Origin of the sequence: Pseudomonas sp. AM4(2022), from assembly GCF_036346515.1 — a bacterium.
GTDB lineage: Bacteria > Pseudomonadota > Gammaproteobacteria > Pseudomonadales > Pseudomonadaceae > Aquipseudomonas > Aquipseudomonas paracarnis.
The window spans coordinates 1-23,349 of the sequence record NZ_JAOTNW010000003.1 but is presented as its reverse complement, the minus strand read 5'-3'; the positions used below and the strand labels follow the sequence as shown (position 1 = coordinate 23,349).

General features: G+C 60.6%; 20 protein-coding genes. 14 read left to right on the top strand and 6 right to left on the bottom strand.

What is annotated here, in order from left to right; all coding sequences use genetic code 11:
• Window positions 1-24: 24 nt before the first annotated feature.
• Window positions 25-1,224, top strand: coding sequence for a succinyldiaminopimelate transaminase (gene dapC, locus ODQ19_RS04800; RefSeq protein ID WP_330209454.1), 1,200 nt, complete (start codon window positions 25-27; stop codon window positions 1,222-1,224).
• Between the two features lie 254 nt (window positions 1,225-1,478).
• Window positions 1,479-2,048 (top strand): M12 family metallopeptidase, encoded by a 570-nt coding sequence (locus tag ODQ19_RS04795; RefSeq protein ID WP_442962724.1) that lies wholly within the window; start codon window positions 1,479-1,481, stop codon window positions 2,046-2,048.
• 37 nt (window positions 2,049-2,085) lie between these two features.
• Here the strand turns inward: ODQ19_RS04795 and ODQ19_RS04790 are convergent, their stop codons facing one another.
• The gene (locus ODQ19_RS04790) at window positions 2,086-3,735 is read right to left on the bottom strand and encodes a Na+/H+ antiporter (RefSeq protein WP_330209452.1); all 1,650 of its coding nucleotides are present in this window, start codon (window positions 3,733-3,735) and stop codon (window positions 2,086-2,088) included.
• A 278-nt stretch (window positions 3,736-4,013) separates the two neighbouring features.
• On the opposite strand from ODQ19_RS04790, the gene ODQ19_RS04785 reads away from it, so the two are divergent.
• The 4 genes from ODQ19_RS04785 (at window position 4,014) to ODQ19_RS04770 (ending at window position 7,071) form a co-directional block, all read left to right on the top strand.
• The gene (locus ODQ19_RS04785) at window positions 4,014-4,322 is read left to right on the top strand and encodes an arsenate reductase (RefSeq protein ID WP_229999207.1); all 309 of its coding nucleotides are present in this window, start codon (window positions 4,014-4,016) and stop codon (window positions 4,320-4,322) included.
• Window positions 4,323-4,353: 31 nt separating this feature from the next.
• Window positions 4,354-5,388, top strand: a complete 1,035-nt coding sequence (dapD, locus tag ODQ19_RS04780) for a 2,3,4,5-tetrahydropyridine-2,6-dicarboxylate N-succinyltransferase (RefSeq protein WP_330209451.1) — start codon at window positions 4,354-4,356, stop codon at window positions 5,386-5,388.
• Window positions 5,389-5,455: 67 nt separating this feature from the next.
• Entirely contained in the window at window positions 5,456-6,661 is a 1,206-nt protein-coding gene (locus ODQ19_RS04775) for an aminotransferase class V-fold PLP-dependent enzyme (RefSeq protein ID WP_330209450.1), read from the top strand.
• Entirely contained in the window at window positions 6,658-7,071 is a 414-nt protein-coding gene (locus tag ODQ19_RS04770; RefSeq protein ID WP_330209449.1) for a SufE family protein, read from the top strand. Before ODQ19_RS04775 ends, ODQ19_RS04770 begins: the two co-directional genes overlap by 4 nt.
• Window positions 7,072-7,187: 116 nt before the next feature.
• On the opposite strand, the gene tcdA is transcribed toward ODQ19_RS04770, so the two are convergent.
• Window positions 7,188-7,997, bottom strand: a complete 810-nt coding sequence (gene tcdA / locus ODQ19_RS04765) for a tRNA cyclic N6-threonylcarbamoyladenosine(37) synthase TcdA (protein WP_442962723.1) — start codon at window positions 7,995-7,997, stop codon at window positions 7,188-7,190.
• Between the two features lie 217 nt (window positions 7,998-8,214).
• Between tcdA and ODQ19_RS04760 the strand changes: the two genes are divergently transcribed.
• The 4 genes from ODQ19_RS04760 to ODQ19_RS04740 all read left to right on the top strand — a co-directional run bounded on the left by ODQ19_RS04760 (window position 8,215) and on the right by ODQ19_RS04740 (window position 13,422).
• Window positions 8,215-10,806 carry a glycosyltransferase gene (locus ODQ19_RS04760; RefSeq protein WP_330209447.1) on the top strand — a complete coding sequence of 864 codons (2,592 nt, stop codon included), beginning with the start codon at window positions 8,215-8,217 and terminating at the stop codon, window positions 10,804-10,806.
• 223 nt (window positions 10,807-11,029) lie between these two features.
• Window positions 11,030-12,181, top strand: a complete 1,152-nt coding sequence (gene dapE / locus ODQ19_RS04750; RefSeq protein ID WP_330209446.1) for a succinyl-diaminopimelate desuccinylase — start codon at window positions 11,030-11,032, stop codon at window positions 12,179-12,181.
• Window positions 12,181-12,990 carry a putative RNA methyltransferase gene (locus tag ODQ19_RS04745; RefSeq protein ID WP_330209445.1) on the top strand — a complete coding sequence of 270 codons (810 nt, stop codon included), beginning with the start codon at window positions 12,181-12,183 and terminating at the stop codon, window positions 12,988-12,990. The genes dapE and ODQ19_RS04745 overlap by 1 nt, the downstream gene beginning before the upstream one ends.
• Before the next feature lie 54 nt (window positions 12,991-13,044).
• The gene (locus tag ODQ19_RS04740; RefSeq protein WP_330209444.1) at window positions 13,045-13,422 is read left to right on the top strand and encodes a hypothetical protein; all 378 of its coding nucleotides are present in this window, start codon (window positions 13,045-13,047) and stop codon (window positions 13,420-13,422) included.
• Between the two features lie 144 nt (window positions 13,423-13,566).
• Here the strand turns inward: ODQ19_RS04740 and ODQ19_RS04735 are convergent, their stop codons facing one another.
• Window positions 13,567-13,776 carry a cold-shock protein gene (locus tag ODQ19_RS04735; protein ID WP_003189131.1) on the bottom strand — a complete coding sequence of 70 codons (210 nt, stop codon included), beginning with the start codon at window positions 13,774-13,776 and terminating at the stop codon, window positions 13,567-13,569.
• Window positions 13,777-13,957: 181 nt separating this feature from the next.
• Between ODQ19_RS04735 and plsB the strand changes: the two genes are divergently transcribed.
• The 3 genes from plsB to ODQ19_RS04720 are packed head-to-tail and all read left to right on the top strand — an operon-like array spanning window position 13,958 to window position 17,647.
• On the top strand, window positions 13,958-16,477 hold the full coding sequence (gene plsB, locus ODQ19_RS04730) for a glycerol-3-phosphate 1-O-acyltransferase PlsB (protein WP_116666262.1): 2,520 nt from the start codon (window positions 13,958-13,960) through the stop codon (window positions 16,475-16,477).
• Between the two features lie 51 nt (window positions 16,478-16,528).
• Entirely contained in the window at window positions 16,529-16,930 is a 402-nt protein-coding gene (locus tag ODQ19_RS04725) for a YbaY family lipoprotein (protein ID WP_014717218.1), read from the top strand.
• A gap of 27 nt (window positions 16,931-16,957) precedes the next feature.
• Window positions 16,958-17,647, top strand: a complete 690-nt coding sequence (locus ODQ19_RS04720; RefSeq protein ID WP_003189124.1) for a DUF4197 domain-containing protein — start codon at window positions 16,958-16,960, stop codon at window positions 17,645-17,647.
• 92 nt (window positions 17,648-17,739) lie between these two features.
• On the opposite strand, the gene ODQ19_RS04715 is transcribed toward ODQ19_RS04720, so the two are convergent.
• The 3 genes from ODQ19_RS04715 to ODQ19_RS04705 form a co-directional block, all read right to left on the bottom strand.
• Complete coding sequence (locus ODQ19_RS04715) at window positions 17,740-17,979, bottom strand: type III secretion protein (protein WP_116666261.1); 240 nt, start codon at window positions 17,977-17,979, stop codon at window positions 17,740-17,742.
• 142 nt (window positions 17,980-18,121) lie between these two features.
• Window positions 18,122-21,187, bottom strand: coding sequence for an efflux RND transporter permease subunit (locus tag ODQ19_RS04710; protein ID WP_330209443.1), 3,066 nt, complete (start codon window positions 21,185-21,187; stop codon window positions 18,122-18,124).
• Between the two features lie 5 nt (window positions 21,188-21,192).
• Window positions 21,193-22,293, bottom strand: coding sequence for an efflux RND transporter periplasmic adaptor subunit (locus ODQ19_RS04705; protein ID WP_330209442.1), 1,101 nt, complete (start codon window positions 22,291-22,293; stop codon window positions 21,193-21,195).
• A gap of 93 nt (window positions 22,294-22,386) precedes the next feature.
• On the opposite strand from ODQ19_RS04705, the gene ODQ19_RS04700 reads away from it, so the two are divergent.
• Entirely contained in the window at window positions 22,387-23,043 is a 657-nt protein-coding gene (locus tag ODQ19_RS04700; RefSeq protein WP_330209441.1) for a TetR/AcrR family transcriptional regulator, read from the top strand.
• Window positions 23,044-23,349 lie beyond the last annotated feature (306 nt).

Sequence of the window (23,349 nt, the reverse complement as noted above, 5' to 3'; positions counted from 1 at the left end):
GCGCTCACCGTGACAGAGGCTTATATGAACAACGCCCTTAACCAGTTGCAGCCCTACCCCTTCGAGAAACTGCGCGCCCTGCTCGGCAGCGTGACGCCGAACCCGGACAAACGCCCGATTGCGCTATCCATCGGCGAACCCAAGCACAAATCACCGGCCTTCGTTGCCGAGGCCTTGAGCAGTAACCTCGATCAAATGGCGGTGTACCCCACCACTTTGGGTATCCCGGCCCTGCGCGAAGCCATCGGCGCCTGGTGCGAACGCCGCTTCAACGTGCCCAAGGGCTGGCTGGACCCAGCGCGCAACATCCTGCCGGTCAACGGTACGCGCGAGGCGCTGTTTGCCTTCACCCAGACCGTGGTCAACCGTGGCGACGACGCGCTGGTGGTGAGCCCCAACCCGTTCTACCAGATCTACGAAGGCGCCGCGTTCCTGGCCGGGGCCAAGCCGCATTACCTGCCGTGCCTGGACAGCAATGGCTTCAATCCGGACTTCGATGCTGTCTCCCCCGACATCTGGAAACGCTGCCAGATCCTGTTCCTGTGCTCCCCAGGCAACCCGACCGGCGCGCTGATCCCGGTCGACACCCTGAAAAAACTCATCGCCCTGGCCGACGAATACGACTTCGTCATCGCCGCCGACGAGTGCTACAGCGAGCTGTACTTCGACGAGCAAACCCCACCCCCGGGCCTGCTCAGCGCCTGCGTCGAGCTGGGCCGCGAAGACTTCAAGCGTTGCGTGGTGTTCCACAGCCTGTCCAAGCGCTCCAACCTGCCAGGCCTGCGTTCAGGCTTCGTGGCCGGCGATGCCGAGATCCTCAAGGCCTTTTTGCTGTACCGCACCTACCACGGCTGCGCGATGCCAGTGCAAACCCAGCTTGCAAGCATTGCGGCCTGGCAGGACGAAGCCCACGTACTGGCCAACCGTGACCTGTACCGCGAGAAGTTCGACGCGGTGTTGGCGATCCTCAAGCCGGTGCTGGACGTGCAAAGCCCGGACGGCGGCTTTTACTTGTGGCCGAATGTGCAAGGTGACGACGCTGCTTTCTGCCGGGATCTGTTCGTGCAAGAGCATGTGACGGTGGTGCCGGGCTCTTACCTATCGCGGGAAGTGGGCGGTTTCAACCCTGGCGCGGGGCGTGTGCGCCTGGCGTTGGTGGCGCCGTTGGCGGAATGCGTGGAAGCGGCTGAGCGGATTCGCAATTTTATCCAGCGCAAGCCGTAAACATTTTAAATTCCGCACTGTGCAAGGCAGTGCGGTTTCCTTTGCCTATGGAACCAATCCCCTCTCGCTTTCCACTACTTGGCACAATCCCATGAGTAGAGCGTATGAGCATAACTGCCCCGGGGTCGACCAATCACTCTTCCTATCCGCCTCACATTCATAGCGATACTTCGGCTTGCGAACGTACAAGCAGAACCAAAAGGGGTGTAGCGGACACACGTAAGCGATGGCCTGACGGCATTGTTACCGTCGCATTGGATCTGAAAGACCAAAAAAGCAAAGCACTGGTAGTCGATGCGCTCAGGGAGTGGGCGCATCACACTCCCGGACTGCAATTCAGAGTCGTGGACGGTAAAGAAGGCGATATTCGAATCAGCGACGACGAAGGTTTCAATGGAAACTGGTCAGCGATTGGTACCGACGCTAAGAAAATACCGCTGCACGAACCAACGATGCACTTGAACAGGAGCGACGACTCAAAAGGATTTCGTCGAACAGCCTTGCATGAAATCGGGCATGCCTTGGGTCTTGAGCATGAACACCAGCATCCGGAACATGATATCAACTGGAAAGAAAGCTCTGTATATAAAGCCTTTGAGCAAGACGACAACTGGGATGAAGAGGATGTTTATAACAACCTGTTCAAACTGCCTACCGGAAACGACCTGCTGATCACGAGCTACGACAGACGATCCATCATGCACTACCCTATACATCCAAGCGCAACTAAGGATAGCAGAGGCGTTCCGGCCAATGATTCACTCTCAGAGGGGGACAAAGAAATCATTCGCAAGCTTTATACCCCCAAAAGATTCCAAGGCTAATGCTCCGGGTTCAGCGTGATAAACGCAGAACCATCCATTATCCAGGTTTCATCGCGCCTAAATTCGCCTCGCTCATATCCAACTCCGCCAACACCTCCCTCAACACGTCATCACCAATCTGGTGATGACGGCTCAAGCTATACAACTCCAACCGCTGCGCACGCAGGGCCTTGAGCCGCAACTTGCGCTCCAATTGGTCCATCTGCAGCGCCAGCGCCTGGGCTTCAGCCGAATCATTAAACACGTCCAACTGATGACGATACTCCGCCATCAGCCGCGCCTTGAGCTCGGTGGCCAGTGCCGCTTGAGCGGCGTCCGGGGTTTCGGCTTCGGCGGGTTCCTGGGCCTCCAGTGCGTGGATCGCGGCCACGGCGGTCTTTTTCCAGGCCTCGCGCACTTCGTTGTGACGCTTTTCATCCGGGCCTTTTTCGACGCCTCGCAGTAGCAACGGTAGCGCGATGCAGGCAGCGACCAGCGACAGCAGGATCACCCCGGCAGCGATAAAGATCAGCAGGTCCCGCTCAGGGAAATCCTGGCCTGGCGCCATCAGCAAGGGCACCGACATGACGCCCGCCAGGGTCACCGCTCCACGAACACCGCCGACGGTCAGTAACCAGCAGGAACGGGCCGTCGGCACCAGGGTCAGCGCGCTTTTGCCACGCAACCGGCGTAGTAACCCCGACAGCCGCCAGATGCTCTGCACCCAGATAAAGCGCAATACCACCAGCACCAGGAAGATCGCTACCACATCCAGGCAGCGATACATCAAGGTGGGCCACAGCGTGGCTTCATGGCTGACCACGGCCTTGATGATGTCTGGCAGCTGCAGGCCGAGCAGCAGGAAGATCAGGCCGTTAAAGGCAAACTCCAGCAACGACCATACGCTGCGGTTGAGCAGGCGCGTGCTGGTCTGGCGCGGCAGCAGGTCGAGCCAGCTTTGCATCATGCCCGCTGCCACCGCCGAGAGAATGCCGGACGCGCCCAGTCGTTCAGCCAGTACGTACGCAGCAAAGGGCAGCAGCAACATGAACACCACATGGGTCGCCGGGTCATCCCAACCGCGCGCAATCATCCAGGCGCGCAGGCGGCCGACCAGCCAGCTCAGCGCCACGCCGATCGCCAACCCGCCCACCGCCACCAGTACAAACGTCAGACTGGCATCCGCCAGCGAAAAGACCCCGGTCAGCGCCGCGGCCAGGGCGAACTTGAAAGTCACCAGGCCCGACGCGTCATTCATCAAGGCCTCGCCCTGGAGCATGTGCATCAGCGGCTTGGGCAAACGGTTCTGGGAAATGGCCGACACCGCCACGGCGTCCGTCGGCGAGAGCACCGCTGCCAGGGCAAAGGCCACCGGTAATGGGATGGTTGGCAATAGCCAATGAATGAAATAGCCGGCGCCCACCACGGTGAACAGCACCAGCCCCACCGCCAACGTCAGAATCGGACCACGCAGGCGCCACAACTCGCGCTTGGGCATGCGCCAACCATCGGAAAACAGCAGCGGCGGCAGGAACAGAAACAGGAACAGCTCCGGGTCCAGCGCCACATGCAGCCCCAACGTGGGCCAAGCCAGCAAGGCGCCGGCAGCGATCTGCACGAGAGGCAACGGCAGTGGGATAATGCGCCCGACCAGGCGCGAAAGGCTGACCAGCATCAGCAGGATAAGAACGGTGTAGGCGGTTTGCATAACGCGGGTTTCCCGGACAATCGACTTGCAACGACACATCAGGCAACAACTGGCCGTTGAAGTGCCATATTACCCGGTTATGTTACCTGGCTATGTTACTCGCCTATGCTGCGCACTGGCTTTTGCACAAAAGTCGCACGCTGTTGACGAGCGGCGCCGAAACCCGCTGGTCGTGGCATAATCGGCGATCTTTCATTTTCATACGTCCAAAGGGGGGCAATTCCTTGAGTGCTTCAAGCAAAACCTTGCACCTTTTCGGCATCAAAGCCTGCGACACCATGAAAAAGGCGCGCACCTGGCTCGATGAGCACGGGGTGAGCTATGAGTTCCATGACTACAAAACGGCCGGTATCGACCGCGAACACTTGACCCAATGGTGCAACGAGCACGGTTGGCAAGTGGTTTTGAACCGTGCGGGCACCACCTTTCGCAAACTCGAAGACGAACGCAAAGCCGATCTCGATCAGTCGAAAGCCATTGAATTGATGCTCGCACAACCCTCGATGATCAAGCGCCCAGTGCTCGATCTCGGTGACAGAACCCTGATTGGCTTCAAGCCAGATAGTTATTCGGCGGCCCTCAAGTAGGCCAGCCTTCCATTTTTGTAGAGGTAACAGCATGTCCAATTCCCTGTTCAGCCTGGGCTTCGGCGTCGGCACTCAGAACCGCCAAGGTGCTTGGCTGGAAGTGTTTTACGCCCAACCCTTGCTCAACCCGTCGGCTGAAATCGTTGCCGCCATCGCACCGATCCTCGGTTACACCGAAGGCAACCAGGCGATCACCTTCACCGTGAGCCAGGCCTTGCAACTGGCCGACGCGCTCAAAGGCGTCGATGCTACCCAGGCCGCCCTGCTCAGCCGCCTGGCTGAAAGCCACACGCCGCTGGTCGCGACCCTGCTGGCCGAAGACGCAGCGCTGACCTCCACGCCCGAGGCCTACCTCAAGCTGCACCTGCTGTCCCATCGCCTGGTCAAGCCCCATGGCCTGAGCCTGGCCGGGGTGTTCCCGCAGTTGCCGAACGTGGCCTGGACCAGCCAGGGCGCTATCGACATCAATGAACTGGCCGAGCGCCAACTGGAAGCGCGCCTGCGTGGCGAGCTGCTGGAAGTGTTCTCGGTGGACAAGTTCCCGAAAATGACCGACTACGTGGTGCCAGCCGGCGTGCGTATCGCTGACGCTGCACGTATTCGCCTGGGCGCTTACGTGGGCGAAGGCACCACCGTGATGCACGAAGGTTTCGTCAACTTCAACGCGGGCACCGAAGGCCCAGGCATGATCGAAGGCCGCGTATCGGCGGGCGTATTCGTCGGCAAGGGTTCGGACCTAGGCGGCGGTTGCTCCACCATGGGCACCCTGTCGGGCGGCTGCAATATCGTAATCAAGGTGGGCGAAGGCTGCCTGATCGGCGCCAACGCCGGTACCGGTATCCCATTGGGCGACCGCAACACCGTGGAGTCGGGCCTGTACATCACCGCCGGCACCAAGGTTGCCCTGCTGGATGAGCAGAACCAACTGGTCAAGGTGGTCAAGGCGCGTGAGTTGGCTGGCCAGCCAGACCTGCTGTTCCGTCGCAACTCCGAGACCGGTGCCGTGGAGTGCAAAACCCACAAATCGGCCATCGAACTGAACGAAGCGCTGCACGCTCACAACTAAGCAGCCACTCGATGCCACTAGCGGCCGCACCTTCGGGGGCGGCTCGCTTATACGAGTCTTGATCACCATGCTTGTGCCCTCCCCCTGGCGCGCCGACTTCCCGGCCATCGCCACCCTGCAACGGCAAGACCAGACCTATCTGGACAGCGCCGCCACCACGCAAAAACCCCAAGCCCTGCTGGATGCCATCAGTCATTACTACGCCAATGGCGCAGCCAATGTGCACCGTGCTCAGCATTTGCCCGGAGCCCATGCGACCCAGGCGTTCGAAGACAGCCGCAGCAAGGTCGCGCAGTGGTTGAACGCAGGTGACAGCGGGCAGGTCGTGTTTACCCACGGCGCAACCTCTGCGCTGAATCTCCTGGCCTATGGCCTGGAGCACTTATTCAATGCGGGCGATGAGATTGCCATCAGCGCCCTGGAACACCACGCCAACCTGTTGCCCTGGCAGCAATTGGCCAAACGTCGCGCACTCACGCTGGTGGTCTTGCCTCTGGACGATGACGGCGTCATCGACCTGGACGCTGCAGCCAGCTTGATTGGCCCACGCACACGCTTGCTGGCGGTGAGCCAGTTGTCCAACGTGCTCGGTGCCTGGCAGCCGCTGCCAGCCTTGCTGACGATGGCCCAGGCACATGGCGCACTCACGGTGGTAGACGGCGCCCAAGGCATCGTCCATGGCCGCCATGACGTGCAGGCCCTGGGCTGCGACTTCTACGTGTTTTCCAGCCACAAACTCTACGGCCCGGACGGCGTGGGTGTGCTGTATGGCCGTAATGAGGCCCTGCACCACCTGCGCCACTGGCAGTTCGGCGGCGAGATGGTGCAACAGGCCGACTACCACAGCGCCAGCTTTCGCCCCGCGCCATTAGGTTTCGAGGCCGGCACTCCACCGATTGCCAGCGTGATCGGCCTGGGCGCGAGCCTGGATTACCTGAGTTCACTGGATCCCTCGGCGGTGATCGCCCAAGAAGCCGCCCTGCATGACTACCTGCTGCGTGGGCTTAAGGCACGCAATGGTGTACGCGTGCTGGGCTCGCCGCAGGTGGCGCTGGTGAGTTTTGTGGTGGAGGGCGTGCACAACGCCGACCTCGCCCACCTGCTGACCGAGCAAGGCATTGCTGTGCGTGCCGGTCACCACTGCGCAATGCCGCTGTTGAAGGCGATGAACCTGTCAGGCGCCATCCGCGTTTCGCTGGCGCTCTACAACGATTCCGACGACCTGGAGCGCTTTTTTGAAGCGCTGGACCAGGCGCTGGACATGCTGCGATGAGCTTGCCGCTGGAGGCACGCGCCGCACTGCAAGCCTTCCAGGCCATTGGCAGTTGGGAGCAGCGCGCCCGGATGCTGATGCAATGGGGTGAACGCTTGCCCGCCCTGGCTGATGACGAAAAGGTCGACGCCAACCTGGTGCAAGGTTGCGAAAGCCTGGTGTGGCTGGTGGGTCGTTTTCAGGACGGCCATTGGCAGTTTGCGGCGAGCAGCGAGGCGCGGATGATTCGTGGGTTGGTGGCGTTGCTGCTGGCGCGGGTCAATGGGTTGTCGGCTGATGAACTGAAAGCGGTCGACCTGCCTGACTGGTTCAATCAGCTGGGCTTGTCGCGCCAGTTATCGCCGTCGCGCAGTAATGGTTTGAATGCCGTACTGCAACGCATGCAAGACCTGACGCATACACAAAACTAATGTGGGAGCGGGCTTGCTCGCGAATGCAGTGTATCTGTCACAACAACGTTGACTGACAGTCAGCATTCGCGAGCAAGCCCGCTCCCACAGTTTGGATCTCTGTAGGGTAGTAAGATCTAGGCAGGCTTGACCCGCTCCGACGGCCTGCGCACTCCCGCCACAATCTTATCCACCGCCTTGGTGGCCGCCACCATGCCGAACGTGGCCGTGACCATCATCACCGCGCCAAAACCTCCTGCGCAGTCCAGCTTCACGCCATCACCGACAAAACTCTTCTGCAGGCAGATGCTGCCATCGGGCTTGGGGTAGCGCAGTTGCTCGGTGGAAAACACGCACGGCACGCTGTAATGACGGGTCACCGTGCGCGAAAAGCCATAATCGCGGCGCAAGGTAGAGCGCACTTTCGAGGCCAGCGGGTCATTGAACGTGCGGTTCAGGTCGCACACCTGGATCAGCGTGGGGTCAATCTGCCCACCGGCGCCGCCGGTGGTGATGATCTGGATCTTGCGGCGCTTGCACCAGGCAATCAGCGCCGCCTTGGCGTTGACCGCGTCGATGCAGTCGATCACGCAGTCGATAGTCGGGGTGATGTACTCGGCCATGGTGTCGCGGGTGACGAAGTCTGCCACCGCGTGCACGGTGCAATCGGGATTGATACCGCGCAGGCGTTCGGCCATCACTTCGACCTTGGGCTTGCCCACGGTGCTGTCCAGGGCATGCAACTGGCGGTTGCTGTTGCTGACGCAGACATCGTCCAGGTCAAACAGCGAAATCTCGCCCACCCCGCAGCGGGCAATCGCTTCCGCCGCCCAGGAACCTACGCCGCCGACGCCGACAATCGCCACATGGGCCGCTTTCAAGCGTTCCAGGCCCTCAAGGCCGTACAAGCGGGCGACGCCTGCAAACCGCGGATCTTCTGTACTCATCATCATTACCCCAAAAACCGGCGCGCATTATAGGGCTACGCCGCGACAAGTTCGACGCTTGCAGCTACAAGTAAAGAACTTAGGCTGACTTTCGCAGACTAACGTCCGGCTTTTCTCTGTCTGCTGTACGCTCAGGGAAGGGCCGGTGTAGGATGCGCGCCGTTCGGCGTAGGCCGACACCTCTTTCGTTCCGCACCCTTTGGAACCCGACATAACCATGGCATCGCGTAAATTTGGACTCAACCTGGTGGTGGTGCTGGCAATTGCCGCGCTGTTCACTGGTTTCTGGGCGCTGATCAACCGCCCGGTCACCGCTCCCAACTGGCCAGATCAGATCTCCGGTTTTTCCTACTCGCCGTTCCAGCAAGGCCAGTACCCGCAGAAAGGCCAGTACCCTACCGACGAACAGATGCGTCAGGACCTTGCGATCATGAGCAAGCTGACGGACAACATCCGTACCTACTCGGTGGACGGCCCCCTGGGGGATATTCCCAAGCTGGCCGAAGAGTTCGGCCTGCGCGTGACCCTGGGGATCTGGATCAGCCCGGACCTTGAACGTAACGAGCGGGAGATCCAGCGCGCTATCGAGATCGCCAACACCTCGCGCAGTGTCGTGCGCGTAGTGGTGGGCAACGAAGCGTTGTTCCGTGAAGAAATTACCCCCGAAGCCCTGATCGTGCTGCTCGACCGGGTGCGCGCCGCCGTGAAAGTGCCGGTGACCACCTCCGAGCAATGGCACATCTGGGAAAAGAACCCGCAACTGGCCAAGCACGTCGACCTGATCGCCGCGCACATCCTGCCGTTCTGGGAATACATCCCGATGGACAAGGCCGGCCAGTACGTCCTCGACCGCGCCAAGGACCTAAAGAAAGCCTTCCCGAAAAAGCCACTGCTGCTGTCGGAAGTGGGCTGGCCGAGCAACGGCCGTATGCGCGGCGGCAACGAATCGTCGCCGGCAGACCAGGCGATTTACCTGCGTACGCTGGTAAACAAGCTCAACCGCCAGGGTTACAACTACTTCGTGATCGAGGCCTTCGACCAGCCGTGGAAGGTCAGCGACGAAGGGTCGGCGGGTGCGTATTGGGGTGTATTCAACGCCGCGCGCCAGCAGAAATTCAATTTTGACGGCCCGGTGGTGGCGATTCCGCAATGGCGGGTACTGGCCATCGGTTCGGTGGTGCTTGCGCTGCTGTCCCTGACCCTGCTGATGATCGACGGCTCGGCCCTGCGCCAGCGGGGCCGTACCTTCCTGACCTTTATCGCGTTCCTGTGCGGGTCGGTGCTGGTCTGGATCGGCTACGACTACAGCCAGCAATACAGCACCTGGTTCAGCGTGACGGTCGGTGTGTTGCTGGCACTCGGCGCGCTGGGCGTGTTCATTGTGTTGCTGACCGAAGCCCATGAGCTGGCAGAAGCAGTGTGGACCCACAAGCGCCGGCGTGAATTCCTGCCCGTAGAAGGCGACTCGGACTACCGCCCGAAAGTGTCGATCCATGTGCCGTGCTACAACGAGCCGCCGGAAATGGTCAAACAGACCCTCGACGCCCTGGCCGCCCTCGACTATCCGGACTACGAAGTCCTGATCATCGACAACAACACCAAGGACCCGGCGGTGTGGGAGCCGGTACGCGACTACTGCGAAACCCTCGGCCCGCGCTTCAAGTTCTTCCACGTTGCGCCCCTGGCCGGCTTCAAGGGCGGCGCACTGAATTACCTGATCCCACACACCGCCAAGGATGCCGAAGTGATCGCGGTGATCGACTCGGACTACTGTGTATCGCCGAACTGGCTCAAGCACATGGTGCCGCACTTCGCCGACCCGAAAATCGCCGTGGTGCAGTCGCCCCAGGATTACCGCGACCAGAACGAAAGCACCTTCAAGAAGCTCTGCTACGCCGAGTACAAAGGCTTCTTCCATATCGGCATGGTCACCCGTAACGACCGCGACGCGATCATCCAGCACGGCACCATGACCATGACCCGCCGCTCGGTGCTCGAAGAGCTGGGCTGGGCCGACTGGTGCATCTGTGAAGACGCCGAGCTGGGCCTGCGCGTGTTCGAAAAAGGCTTGTCGGCGGCGTACTACCACGACAGCTACGGCAAGGGTTTGATGCCGGATACCTTCATCGACTTCAAGAAACAGCGTTTCCGCTGGGCCTATGGCGCGATCCAGATCATCAAGCGCCACACCGCCAGCCTGTTGCGCGGCAAGGACACCGAGCTGACCCGCGGCCAGCGCTACCACTTCCTCGCGGGCTGGTTGCCGTGGGTGGCCGATGGCATGAACATCTTCTTTACCGTCGGCGCCCTGTTGTGGTCCGCGGCGATGATCATCGTGCCGACCCGGGTCGACCCGCCGCTGCTGATTTTCGCGATCCCGCCGTTGGCGTTGTTTGTGTTCAAAGTCGGCAAGATCATCTTCCTCTACCGTCGTGCGGTAGGTGTGAACTTGAAAGACGCGTTCTGCGCGGCTTTGGCTGGGTTGGCGTTGTCCCACACCATCGCCAAAGCGGTGTTGTACGGCTTCTTCACCAGCAGTATTCCGTTCTTTCGTACACCAAAAAACGCGGATAACCACGGCTTCTGGGTGGCGATTTCCGAAGCCCGCGAAGAAATGTTCATCATGCTGCTGCTGTGGGGCGCGGCGCTGGGGATCTACCTGGTGCAAGGCCTGCCGAGCAACGACATTCGCTTCTGGGTGGTGATGTTGCTGGTGCAGTCGCTGCCCTATGTGGCGGCGCTGATCATGGCGTTCTTGTCGTCGCTGCCCAAACCTTCGGCGGTGCCCGAGGCCGCACCGGCGGCGTAAAAAGTCACGCAATGCACTAAACGGCGGCCCTTGGCCGCCGTTTTGCTATAAGATAACGGCCCTTTTGCGTGCCTTACACCCATCACTGTAGGAGCGAGCTTGCTCGCGAAAATCGTTAACGATGACGCGGGCATCCTGAATGCACGCGGTGCCTTTGAGTTTTTCGCGAGCAAGCTCGCTCCTACAGTTAGAACGTCGCCGCCTCGATTTCCGGAGTTCCCCCATGACGGCCCATGCCGACCTTTCGCCGACCCTTCAACTTGCCATCGACCTGATCCGTCGCCCGTCGGTCACGCCGATCGACGCCGATTGCCAGAAGCTGATGATGCAGCGCCTGGGCGACGCCGGTTTTGCGCTTGAACCGATGCGCATCGAAGATGTGGACAATTTCTGGGCCATCCATGGCAAGCATGAAGGTCCGGTGCTGTGCTTTGCCGGTCACACCGACGTGGTGCCGACCGGTCCGGTACAGGCCTGGCAGAACGACCCGTTCGACGCGTTGATCGATGAAAACGGCATGCTCTGTGGTCGTGGCGCGGCGGACATGAAAGGCAGCCTGGCGGCGATGCTGGTGGCAGCGGAACGTTTCGTCACCGACTACCCGGACCACAAGGGTTCGGTCGCCTTCCTGATCACCAGCGACGAAGAAGGCCCGGCGCATCACGGCACCAAGGCGGTGATTGAACGCCTGGCCGCGCGTAAGGAACGCCTGGACTGGTGCATCGTCGGCGAACCGTCGAGCACGACCCTGGTGGGCGATGTGGTCAAGAACGGCCGTCGCGGCTCCCTCGGCGCCACCTTGACCGTACGTGGTGTACAGGGCCATGTGGCTTACCCGCACCTGGCGAAGAACCCGATCCACCTGGCCGCACCGGCCCTGGCCGAACTCGCCGCCGAACATTGGGATGACGGCAACACGTTCTTCCCGCCGACCAGCTTCCAGATCTCCAACCTCAATTCCGGCACCGGCGCCACCAACGTGATCCCGGGTGACCTGACGGCGGTGTTCAACTTCCGTTTTTCCACCGAGTCCACCGTCGAGGGCCTGCAACAACGCGTTGCGGCCATCCTCGACAAGCATGGCCTGGACTGGCACGTGGAGTGGGCGCTGTCGGGCCTGCCGTTCCTCACCGAGCCGGGCGCTCTGCTGGATGCGGTGTCGGCCAGCATCCTGGCGATCACCGGGCGTGAGACCCGGGCGTCCACCAGCGGCGGTACCTCCGATGGGCGCTTCATCGCGACATTGGGCACCCAGGTGGTCGAACTGGGGCCGGTCAACGCGACGATCCACCAGGTCAACGAACGCATCCTGGCCAGCGACCTCGACGTGCTCACCGAAATCTACTACCAGACCCTGATCAAGTTGCTCGCCTGATGCTTGCCTGCCCCATTTGCAGCGCACCGCTCAATGCGGTGGACAATGGCGTGGCGTGCCCGGCCGGGCACCGCTTCGACCGCGCACGCCAGGGTTACCTGAACCTGTTGCCGGTGCAGCACAAGAACAGCCGTGACCCGGGCGACAACCTGGCCATGGTCGAAGCGCGCCGCGACTTCCTCAACGCTGGCCACTATGCGCCAGTGGCCAAGCGCCTGGCCGAACTGGCCGCCGAGCGCGCACCACAGCGCTGGGTGGACATTGGCTGTGGCGAGGGTTACTACACTGCGCAAATCGCCCAGGCCCTGCCGGATGCCGATGGCTACGCGCTGGATATCTCCAAGGAAGCGGTCAAGCGCGCGTGCAAACGCAACCCAGCGCTGACCTGGTTGATCGCCAGCATGGCCCGCGTACCACTGGCCGATGCCAGCTGCCAGTTCCTCGCCAGCGTGTTCAGCCCGTTGGACTGGGAAGAGGCCAAGCGCCTGCTCAGCCTCGGCGGCGGCTTGATGAAAGTAGGCCCCACCCGCGGCCACTTGATGGAACTGCGCGAGCGCCTGTACGACGAAGTGCGCGAATACACCGACGACAAACACCTGGCCCTGGTGCCGGACGGCATGAGCCTTGCTCACAGTGAAATCCTGGAATTCACCCTGAGCCTGGCCGAAGCCCAGGACCGCGCCAACCTGCTGGCGATGACGCCCCACGGTTGGCGTGCCAGTGCCGAGCGCCGACACGAGGTGATCGAGGCGGCTGCGCCGCTGCAGGTCACGGTGTCGATGCGCTACGATTATTTCGTGCTTCAATGACCGACTTTCACCCATCCGCGAATGGATTTTCGAATCCCGCAACGAGGAACATCCATGCGCCAACCCGATATTGAGATTTACCTGAAGGACGCCGGCGTCGATCACAAGGCCATCGCCGCCTGGCTGGGCGCCGCCCTGGGCCCGTGCACCGACTGGGTCCAGAAAGGCCAGACCTACAAGTGCAAGGCCGGCAGCGTGCCGGTTACCTGGCTGCCCAAGGCGGTGGGCAAATGGAACAGCCTGTACCTGGAAAGCGACCAGACCCCGTGGGACGACGACATCGCCTGCGCCCGCGCCGCGTTTGCCGCGCTGAACGTCGAAGTGCGTTGCGCACCGGGCACCTGGGTTGAAGAAGAGGGTGAAGAAAGCGCTGATCGCTGGATCCGCATCAGCGCAGATGGTGAAGAAGAGATCACTTGGAAAACTGCATAACCTCCAAAGTGTGAACACAATCAAAATGTGGGAGCGGGCTTGCTCGCGAAAGCGCTTTGTCAGTCACTAGAGATGTCGACTGATCCACCGCTTTCGCGAGCAAGCCCGCTCCCACATGGGTTCAGCGTCGTTGCTAGGGCTGGCTCAAAGGCCGACCACATCCTCCGCCTGCAAGCCCTTCTCGCCGGTCACCACGGCGTATTCCACCTGCTGGCCCTCGGCCAACGAGCGGTGGCCTTCACCGCGAATGGCGCGGTAGTGCACAAACACATCCTTGCCATCTTCACGCTGGATAAAACCATAGCCCTTTGCATCGTTGAACCACTTCACATTGCCGGTTTCGCGCGTTGTCATCTGTTCACTCCCACTGGTTTTTTTATTGTTGAGTCGCTCGCATTGAACTGCCGAGTATAAGACAGGCTCAAAAACCATCAACCCAACTTTACATCGCTGCTTTTTTGCCGATTTTCGGCGAATACGGCACACTACCCGCTCGAGCGCCTGCTCGGTTTTTTCCACTTGAAGCAGTTCGCCTATGACCCGCTCCCCGTTCCGCCGTCTGGTGTTTGGCACCTTGCGCCGACTGTTGTACCTCTGGGTTCGCTCAGAGACGATCAACCAGTCGTCCCTCACCCTTAACCTGGACCGCAGCCGGCCGGTTTTCTACGTCCTGCAATCACCCTCCCTCACCGAGTTGGCGGTGGTCGACGCCGAGTGCACCAAGGCCGGCCTGCCACGCCCGGTGCTGCCGGTGTCAGTGGGGCCGTTGATGGAGCCTGCGGCGTTCTTCTACCTTACGCCGGATCCGGATTGGCTCGGGCGCCAGGACAAGCGTGGCGCACCGCCCACCCTGACGCGACTGGTCAATACCCTCACCGAACACGCCGAAGAGAATGCACAAATCATTCCGGTCAGCGTGTTCTGGGGCCAATCCCCTGAAAGCGAGTCCAGCCCGTGGAAGCTGTTATTCGCCGACAGCTGGGCGGTCACCGGGCGTCTACGCCGGTTATTGAGCATCCTGATCCTGGGGCGCAAGACCCGCGTGCAATTCTCCGCGCCTATCAACCTGCGTGAATTGATCGAGCACAATAAAGGCCACGAACGTACCGTGCGCATGGCCCAGCGCATCTTGCGTGTGCACTTTCGTAACCTGAAGACGGCGGTGATCGGCCCCGACCTGTCCCACCGCCGTAATCTGGTGAAGGGCCTGGTGAATATGCCGCTCGTGCGCCAAGCCATTTCTGATGAGGCTGAACGCGAAAAAATCTCGCCGGAAAAAGCCAAGGCCCTGGCCCTGCGCTATGGCAACGAGATTGCCTCGGACTACACCTACACCGCGATCCGCTTCCTGGAAGTGGTATTGAGCTGGTTCTGGAACAAGATCTACGACGGCATCAAGGTCAATAACATCGAAGGCGTGCAAAAGGTGGCCCAGGGCTACGAGGTGATCTACGTGCCTTGCCACCGCAGCCATATCGACTACCTGCTGCTGTCCTACCTGCTGTTCAAGAACGGCCTGACCCCACCGCACATCGCCGCCGGCATCAACCTCAACATGCCGGTGATCGGCAGCCTGCTGCGCCGTGGCGGTGCGTTTTTCATGCGTCGCACCTTCAAGGGCAACCCGTTGTACACCTCAGTGTTCAACGAATACCTGCACACCCTGTTCACCAAGGGCTTCCCGGTGGAGTACTTCGTCGAAGGCGGCCGCTCGCGCACCGGGCGCATGCTGCAACCGAAAACAGGGATGTTGGCGATCACCCTGCGCAGCTTCTTGCGCTCCTCGCGCATGCCTATCGTGTTCGTGCCGGTGTATATCGGCTATGAGCGTGTTCTCGAAGGCCGCACTTACCTGGGCGAACTGCGTGGCGCCAGCAAGAAGAAAGAGTCGATCTTCGATATCTTCAAAGTGGTCGGCGCGCTCAAGCAGCGCTTCGGCCAAGTGGCGGTCAACTTTGGCGAACCGATCAAGCTGGCAGAGTTCCTCGACGCCGAGCAACCGGACTGGCGCGCCCAGGAACTGGGGCCGAACTACAAACCGGCCTGGCTCAACGAAACCACCAATCGCCTCGGCGAACAGGTGGCGCGTCATTTGAACGAAGCCGCTGCGGTGAACCCGGTGAACCTGGTGGCGCTGGCACTGCTGTCCACCACCCGCCTGGCCCTGGATGAACAAGCCATGGCCCGCCAGCTGGACCTGTACCTCGCGCTGTTGCGTCGTGTGCCCTACTCGCCCCACACCACCCTGCCGGAAGGCGATGGCCTGGCGCTGATCAAGCACGTCAAGGACATGAACCTGTTGTCCGAGCAGAGTGACGCCCTGGGCAAAATCGTTTATCTGGATGAGCAGAATGCCGTCCTGATGACCTACTACCGCAACAACGTACTGCACATCTTCGCCCTGCCGGCGTTGCTGGCGAGCTTCTTCCAGAGCAGCTCGCGGATGAGCCGCGAACAGATCCTGCGCTACACCCACGCGCTTTACCCGTACCTGCAATCGGAACTGTTTATTCGTTGGTCGTTGGACGACTTGGACAACGTGGTCGACCAATGGCTGGACGCGTTTGTCGAACAAGGCCTGCTGCGTTTCGAAAACGCCGTGTACCTGCGCCCGGCGCCGAGTTCTCGGCACTTTGTGCTGCTGACGCTGCTGTCCAAGAGCATCGCCCAGACCCTGCAACGCTTCTACATGGCGATCTCGTTGCTGCTCAACAGCGGCCAGAACAGCATTAGCGCCGAAGAGCTGGAAGACCTGTGCACGATCATGGCCCAGCGCCTGTCAATCCTGCACGGCCTCAACGCTCCGGAATTCTTCGACAAGAGCCTTTTCCGACATTTCATCCAGACGTTGCTGGAGCAAGATGTGCTGCGTCGCGATGAAGCTGGCAAGCTGGGCTATCACGACCTGCTCGGCGAACTGGCCGAAGGCGCGGCCAAACGCGTATTGCCCGCGGATATTCGCCTGTCGATCCGCCAGGTGGCCTTGCACCGCGTGGACGGCGCAACCGAGGCCGCGGCCGAACCGGTTGCCGTCAACCCTGAAGAAAACCGCTAGATTGAACGAGGCGCCGGGCGGATTCCGGCGCCGTTGAAAAGGAGTTGCACCGTGAAAAAACTCATCCTCCTGGGCCTGACTGCCCTGCTCGGAGCCTGCCACTCGATGACCCCAACCCCGAAGGCCAGTCTGGACGGCGAAGTGTTCTACCTGCAACGCATCGCCCTGCCGCCGGCCGCCACCTTGAGTGTCAGCCTGCAGGACGTGTCCCTGATGGACGCCCCGGCCGTGACCCTCGCCGAACAGAAAGGCCCGGTCAAAGGCCAGGTGCCGCTGCCGTTTCACCTGAGCTATGACCCGGCCCAAGTCAAACCGGGCCACACCTATTCGGTCAGCGCTCGCATCGAGCTGGACGGCAAGCTACTGTTTATCACCACCGAGCGGCACACCGTGCAACTCAACGGCCAGGACCCGCAACCGCTGCGCCTGCGGGTGGATGCGGCCGCACACTGATCATTCCCACTTCATAAGGAAGCGCCCATGCTCCGCAAATCTCTTCGCCTCACCGCCCTGTGTGCTGGCTTGCTGTTCGGCGCCAATGCCATGGCTCTGGATCTCGGCAGCCTGTCCCAGGGTGACGCCAGCGGCGGCCTCAAGGATGCCTTGACCCAAGGTGCACAGATTGCTGTGAAACAACTCGGGACGCCCGGTGGTTTCAGCAACAACCCGGACGTGAAGATCGGCCTGCCGGGCAAACTCGGCAAAGTCGCCGACAAGCTGAAAATGTTTGGTATGGGTGACCAGGTCACGCAGCTGGAAACCAGCATGAACAAGGCCGCAGAAACCGCCGTGACCCAGGCCCAGCCGATCCTGGTCAACGCCGTGAAGAACATGAGCGTGACCGACGCCAAGGGCATTCTCAGTGGAGGCCAGGACTCCGCCACCCAGTACCTGAACAAAAGCAGCCGTGAAGAAATTCGCGCCAAGTTCCTGCCCATCGTCAAGGCCGCCACCGACAAAGTCGGCGTGGCCCAGCAGTACAACGCCCTGGCCGGCAAGGCCGCGGCCTTTGGCGCCGTGGATGCCAAGAGCGCCAACGTCGAAAACTACGTGACCGAGCAAGCGCTGGATGGCTTGTTCAAAATGATCGCGCAGCAGGAAGAAACCATTCGCAAGAACCCGGCGGCAGCAGCCACCAGCTTGGCCAAGAAGGTGTTTGGGGCACTTTAAGCCCTCGCCAGCGATTTGCACTTGGACGTAACGCGGCAAACACTCTGCGGTGCAGAGTGTTTGCAACGGCTGAATATCAGAACTCAGCGCATTCAACGGCCGATTTGAGCGTTGGTATTCGCATTGCTGTTCGCGTTGGAAACACTGTTGTTGATCGTAATATTGCTGGTGGGCTGGGAATGATCGTATTTGAACGATTTGAGCGCGTCCGAAAGCTCACGCCGACTGACGGAGTCATTATGTGAATGTTTGGCGCAAGCGCCACCCATCTGACCGCCGCCCAGCATCATGCCGATCCCCGAGTAAAAGTTTCCCAATGCTTGTAGGAGCATATCTATTTCGCCTCTATGAACGTTCTGGAAATTTTATCCACGTGATAAAAACCACTGAATAAAGTACCTGCGAACAGGTAACTATCTGTGGCAAGCCTGAAAAAAAGGTTCCCATTGGGTCCACCCAAAAACAGTCACAGATTTACTCCACGTCCTTCCTGATCCTGAACCAAGCCGCGTACAACGCCGGCAAGAACAATAGTGTCAACGCCGTCGCCACGATCAACCCCCCCATGATCGCCACGGCCATGGGCCCGAAGAACACACTGCGCGACAACGGGATCATCGCCAGCACCGCTGCCAGCGCCGTCAGCACAATCGGGCGAAAGCGTCGGACGGTGGCTTCGATAATTGCCTGCCAGGGTGCCAGGCCGGCCTTGATGTCTTGTTCTATCTGGTCCACCAGAATCACCGAATTACGCATGATCATGCCCGACAGCGCGATGGTGCCGAGCATGGCGACGAAACCGAAGGGTTGGCGGAACACCAACAGGAACAGGGTCACGCCGATCAGCCCCAACGGTGCGGTGAGAAAGACCATCGCCGTGCGCGAAAAGCTGCGCAGTTGCAGCATCAGCAAGGTCAGCACCACCACGATAAACAGCGGCACGCCGGCCTTCACCGAGTTTTGCCCCCGCGCAGAGTCTTCAACCGTACCGCCCACTTCCAACAGATAGCCGTCCGGCAGCTCGGCACGCACATCGGCGAGCGTCGGCAAGATCTGCTGCACGAGGGTCGCCGGCTGTTCCTTGCCATAGATATCGGCCCGTACGGTCACCGTCGGCAAGCGGTTGCGATGCCAGATGATGCCCTCTTCAAAACCATATTCGAGGGTGGCGATCTGCGACAGCGCCACGCTTTTACCATTGTCGGTAGGCACGGCCAGGCTCGGCAGGCGCGACAGTTCACTACGCTCATGCACGGTGCCGCGCAGGAGGATCTCGATCAATTCGTTGTCCTCCCGGTACTGGCTGACGCTGGAACCGGTCAGGGAGCTCTGAAGGAATTTCGACAGGTTGGCGGTGCTCACACCCAGGGCGCGGGCACGGTCCTGGTCGATATTCAGGTACACGATTTTGCTCGGTTCTTCCCAGTCCAGATGCACATTCACCACATGAGTATTTTCGCGAACCTTGGCCGCCACTTTGCGCGCCAGCGCACGGACTTCTTCGATGTGCTCGCCAGTCACACGAAACTGCACGGGGTAGCCTACGGGCGGGCCGTTCTCCAGCCGCGTGACACGCGAACGCAGGTCGGGGAATTGCTCGTTGAGGGTTTCGATCAGCCAGGTGCGCAGGCTTTCACGCTCCTCGATGGTGTTAGCCAGCACCACAAACTGGGCGAAGCTGGCAGCGGGCAATTGCTGGTCCAGTGGCAGGTAAAACCGTGGCGAACCGGTGCCCGCGTAGGCGACATAGTTGTTGATGCCGGCATGTTCCTTGAGCAATGCCTCCAGGCGCTTGACCTGCTCGGCGGTGTTGCTCAGGGAAGCGCCTTCGGCCAGTTTCAGGTCGACCATCAACTCCAGGCGACCGGAAGCCGGGAAGAACTGTTGCGGCACGAAGCGGAACAGTGCAACCGAGCCGATAAACAGCAGCAAGGTCAGCACGATCACGGTTTTACGCCGCTGCACGCACCACTCCACCAAGCGCCTTACACGCTGGTAGAAGGGTGTGCCGTAAGGGTCCGGGCCATCGGTGCCGTGTTTGGCCACATGAATCTTCGCCAGGTCGGGCAGGAGTTTTTCCCCCAGGTAGGGCACAAACACCACGGCCGCCACCCAGGAGGCTAGCAGTGCGATGGTCACCACCTGGAAGATCGACCGGGTGTATTCGCCGGTGCTCGATTGCGCGGTGGCAATCGGCAAAAAGCCCGCCGCCGTGATCAGGGTGCCGGTGAGCATGGGGAATGCGGTGCTGGTCCAGGCGAAACTCGCGGCTTTTAGGCGGTCGTAGCCCTGCTCCATTTTGATCGCCATCATTTCCACGGCGATGATCGCGTCATCCACCAGCAAGCCGAGGGCCAGGACCAAGGCGCCCAGGGAAATCTTGTGCAGGCCGATGCCCAGGTAATACATGGTGGCAAAGGTCATCGCCAGTACCAGCGGAATCGCCAGGGCGACGACCATGCCGGTACGCACGCCGAGGGAGAAAAAGCTCACCAGCAAAACAATCGCCAGCGCTTCAGCCAATACCTGGACGAATTCGCCGACGCTGGTCTTCACGGCGGCCGGCTGGTCCGACACTTTGCGCAGCTCCATCCCTGCCGGAAGGTTCTTTTGCAGGCGTGCGAATTGCGCTTCAAGGGCCTTGCCCAATACGAGGATGTCGCCACCGTCGCGCATGGCCACGGCCAGGCCGATGGCATCTGCGCCCATGTAGCGCATGCGCGGTGCCGGTGGGTCGTTGAAGCCTCGATGGATGTCAGCCACGTCACCGATGCGCAAGGTGCGATCCCCCACGCGTATCGGAAAGCTGCGGATCTCTTCCACCGTCTTGAAGTTGCCAGAAACGCGCAGTTGCACGCGCTCAGTGGGGGTTTCAAAGAAGCCGGCGGTGGACACCGCATTTTGTTCCTGCAACGCCTGTTGTACCGCAGCCAGAGGCAAACCGAGGGTGGCGAGCTTGAGGTTGGACAGCTCGATCCAGATCTTCTCGTCCTGCAGGCCGAGCAGCTCGACCTTGCCCACATCCGGGACGCGTTGCAGCTGGATCTGGATGCGGTCGGCGTAGTCCTTGAGCACGGCATAGTCAAAGCCATCGCCGGTCAGGGCGTAGATATTGCCGAAGGTCGTGCCGAACTCGTCGTTGAAAAACGGCCCCTGGATATCCGGCGGCAAGGTGTGGCGGATGTCGCTGATTTTCTTGCGCACCTGGTACCACAACTCAGGAATCTGCGCCGAACGCATCGAATCACGGGCAATAAAGGTGACCTGGGATTCACCGGGGCGGGAGAACGACACGATGCGTTCGTACTCACCGGTCTCCATGAGTTTTTTCTCGATTCGCTCAGTGACCTGGCGCGAAACCTCCTGGGCCGTGGCTCCAGGCCAGTTGGTCTTGATCACCATGGCCTTGAAGGTAAAGGGCGGGTCTTCGCTTTGCCCCAACTTGGTGTAGGACAAGGTGCCAACCACGGCCAGCAGGATCATCAGGAACAGTACGATCTGGCGATTACGCAACGCCCATTCGGAAAGATTGAAACCCATGGGGACTACTCCTTGGCCGCCAGATTAACCACACGGTTGGAGCGATCCACCGGGCGCACTGGTTGGCCCTCATGGAGTACATGCACACCTGCGGCAACCACCCAATCGGTGGCGGCCAAGCCTTCGAGGACCGGCACGGTGTTTTCGCCAAAGGCACCAATGCGCACGGGAGTGCGTTTAAGGGTGTTGTCCGGTTGTACGCGCCAAACATAGGACGCACCGTTTTCGGCACTCAGGGCAGACAAAGGTACTGACAGGGGAATGACACCGTCGGCCTGGATGAAAACCCGTGCACTCTGACCCAGTTCGGCGGGAACCTTGCCGCCCGTGAAGGCGACGCGCGCGGCGAAGGTGCGGGATTTGGGGTCGGCGGCAGGAGACAGTTCACGAATGCGCCCGGCGAAACGTTGCTCTGGCTGGCTCCATAACTCCACCGACACTGGCTGGCCGATCTTGAAGCGGCCAAAGCCCTGTTCAGGCAGGCTGATCAATACTTCACGCTCGCCATCGGTGGCCAGGGTGAACACGGTCTGGCCAGCAGAAACCACTTGCCCCACCTCTACGGCCCGCTTGGCGACCACACCGTCCTGAGGCGCACGCAGCACGGCATAGCTGGCCTGGTTGCTCGATACATCGAACTCGGCCTTGATCTGCTTAAGGCGCGCTTCACCGGCTCGGTAGAGATTTTCGGAATTGTCGTACTGCGACCGACTGACCATCTGACGGTCCATCAAGGTCTTGTAGCGATCTCGCTCCGCACGCACCAGGCTCAGATTGGCCTCTGCGGCGGCTACTTGGGCACGGGTCGCTTCCAGTTGCAGGCGCACGTCCTGGGGGTCGAGTTCGGCCAGCGGCTGGTTGGCCTTGACCCGCTCGCCCTCCTCCAGCAGGCGCTTGCTGACTTTACCGCCGATGCGAAAGGCCAGGTCGGGCTCATAACGGGCACGCACCTCACCGGGGTAGCTGTCCATTGCCTGTGCCGAAGGCTGGGGTTGCACCACCATGGCCGGGCGTACGGTGGTCTGGGCCGCTTCTTCATGGCCGCAAGCGGCCAACAGGAAGACCAGGCTGACAGGCAAAGCAAGGGGCAGGAAAGCGCTGCGCATGCTGAAGGACCTTTCGCAAATAGAGCTTGGAATAATTATACTGGCCGGTATGTTATTAATACCAAACTCACCAGTCCAGTATTAAAGGTGAAAATGTCCGACAATCCTCTGAACACCGCAAGCCCCGGGCGCCCCAAGGACATGGCAAAACGCCAGGCAATCCTCGAATCGGCGAAATCGCTGTTCTTGAGCAACGGTTATGCGAACACCAGCATGGACGCCGTCGCCCTGGCGGCCGGCGTATCGAAACTCACGGTCTACAGCCACTTCACCGACAAGGAGACGCTGTTCACCGCAGCGGTGGTGGCCAAATGCGAAGAGCAATTACCGGTGATGTACTTCGAGCTTCCCGAAGGCATGCCCGTCGAGACGGTGCTGCTTAACATCGCTCGAGGCTTTCATCGGTTGATCAACAGCGAGGAGTCGGTAAATTTGCATCGCCTGATGATGACCACCGGCAATCAGGACGTGAAACTCTCCCAGATCTTCTTCAACGCCGGCCCCATGCGCATGCTGCAAGGCATGGAGCGCCTGCTCGGCAAGATTCACCAGAGCGGTGCCTTGAGCATCGACACACCGTTCAAGGCCGCGGAGCACTTCTTTTGCTTGCTCAAGGGCACGGCGAACTTCCGCTTGTTGTATGGCTGCGGCGGACAATTGAGCGCGCAAGAGGCCGAAGAGCATGTGCAGGACGTGGTGAAGTTGTTTATGCGGGCCTATCGCAGCACGGGGCTCGACACCACTGCGTAGGCGGTAGCAACCGACGGTAACCACGATGCGAAGCGAGTCGCTCTTGATCTGCTCTTGATCTGCTTTTGATCTGCTTTTGATTTTGTTCTTAAGCGCCCCGTCAAACCACGCTGGCCGGAATTCGACAGGGATTTGGGGGGTAAACCGGCAGGGATGCCGGTTTAGCCGCCCCGCGCCATGGATGGCGCGTGGCGGCGGCCCCCCCAAATCACTGGCGGATTACGGGCACACCGAGCCTAGGCGAGGTGCCGAGTGGTGGGGCAAGAGCCTTTTTGGTTACTTTTGGGGCTCTTTTCCAAAAGTGAC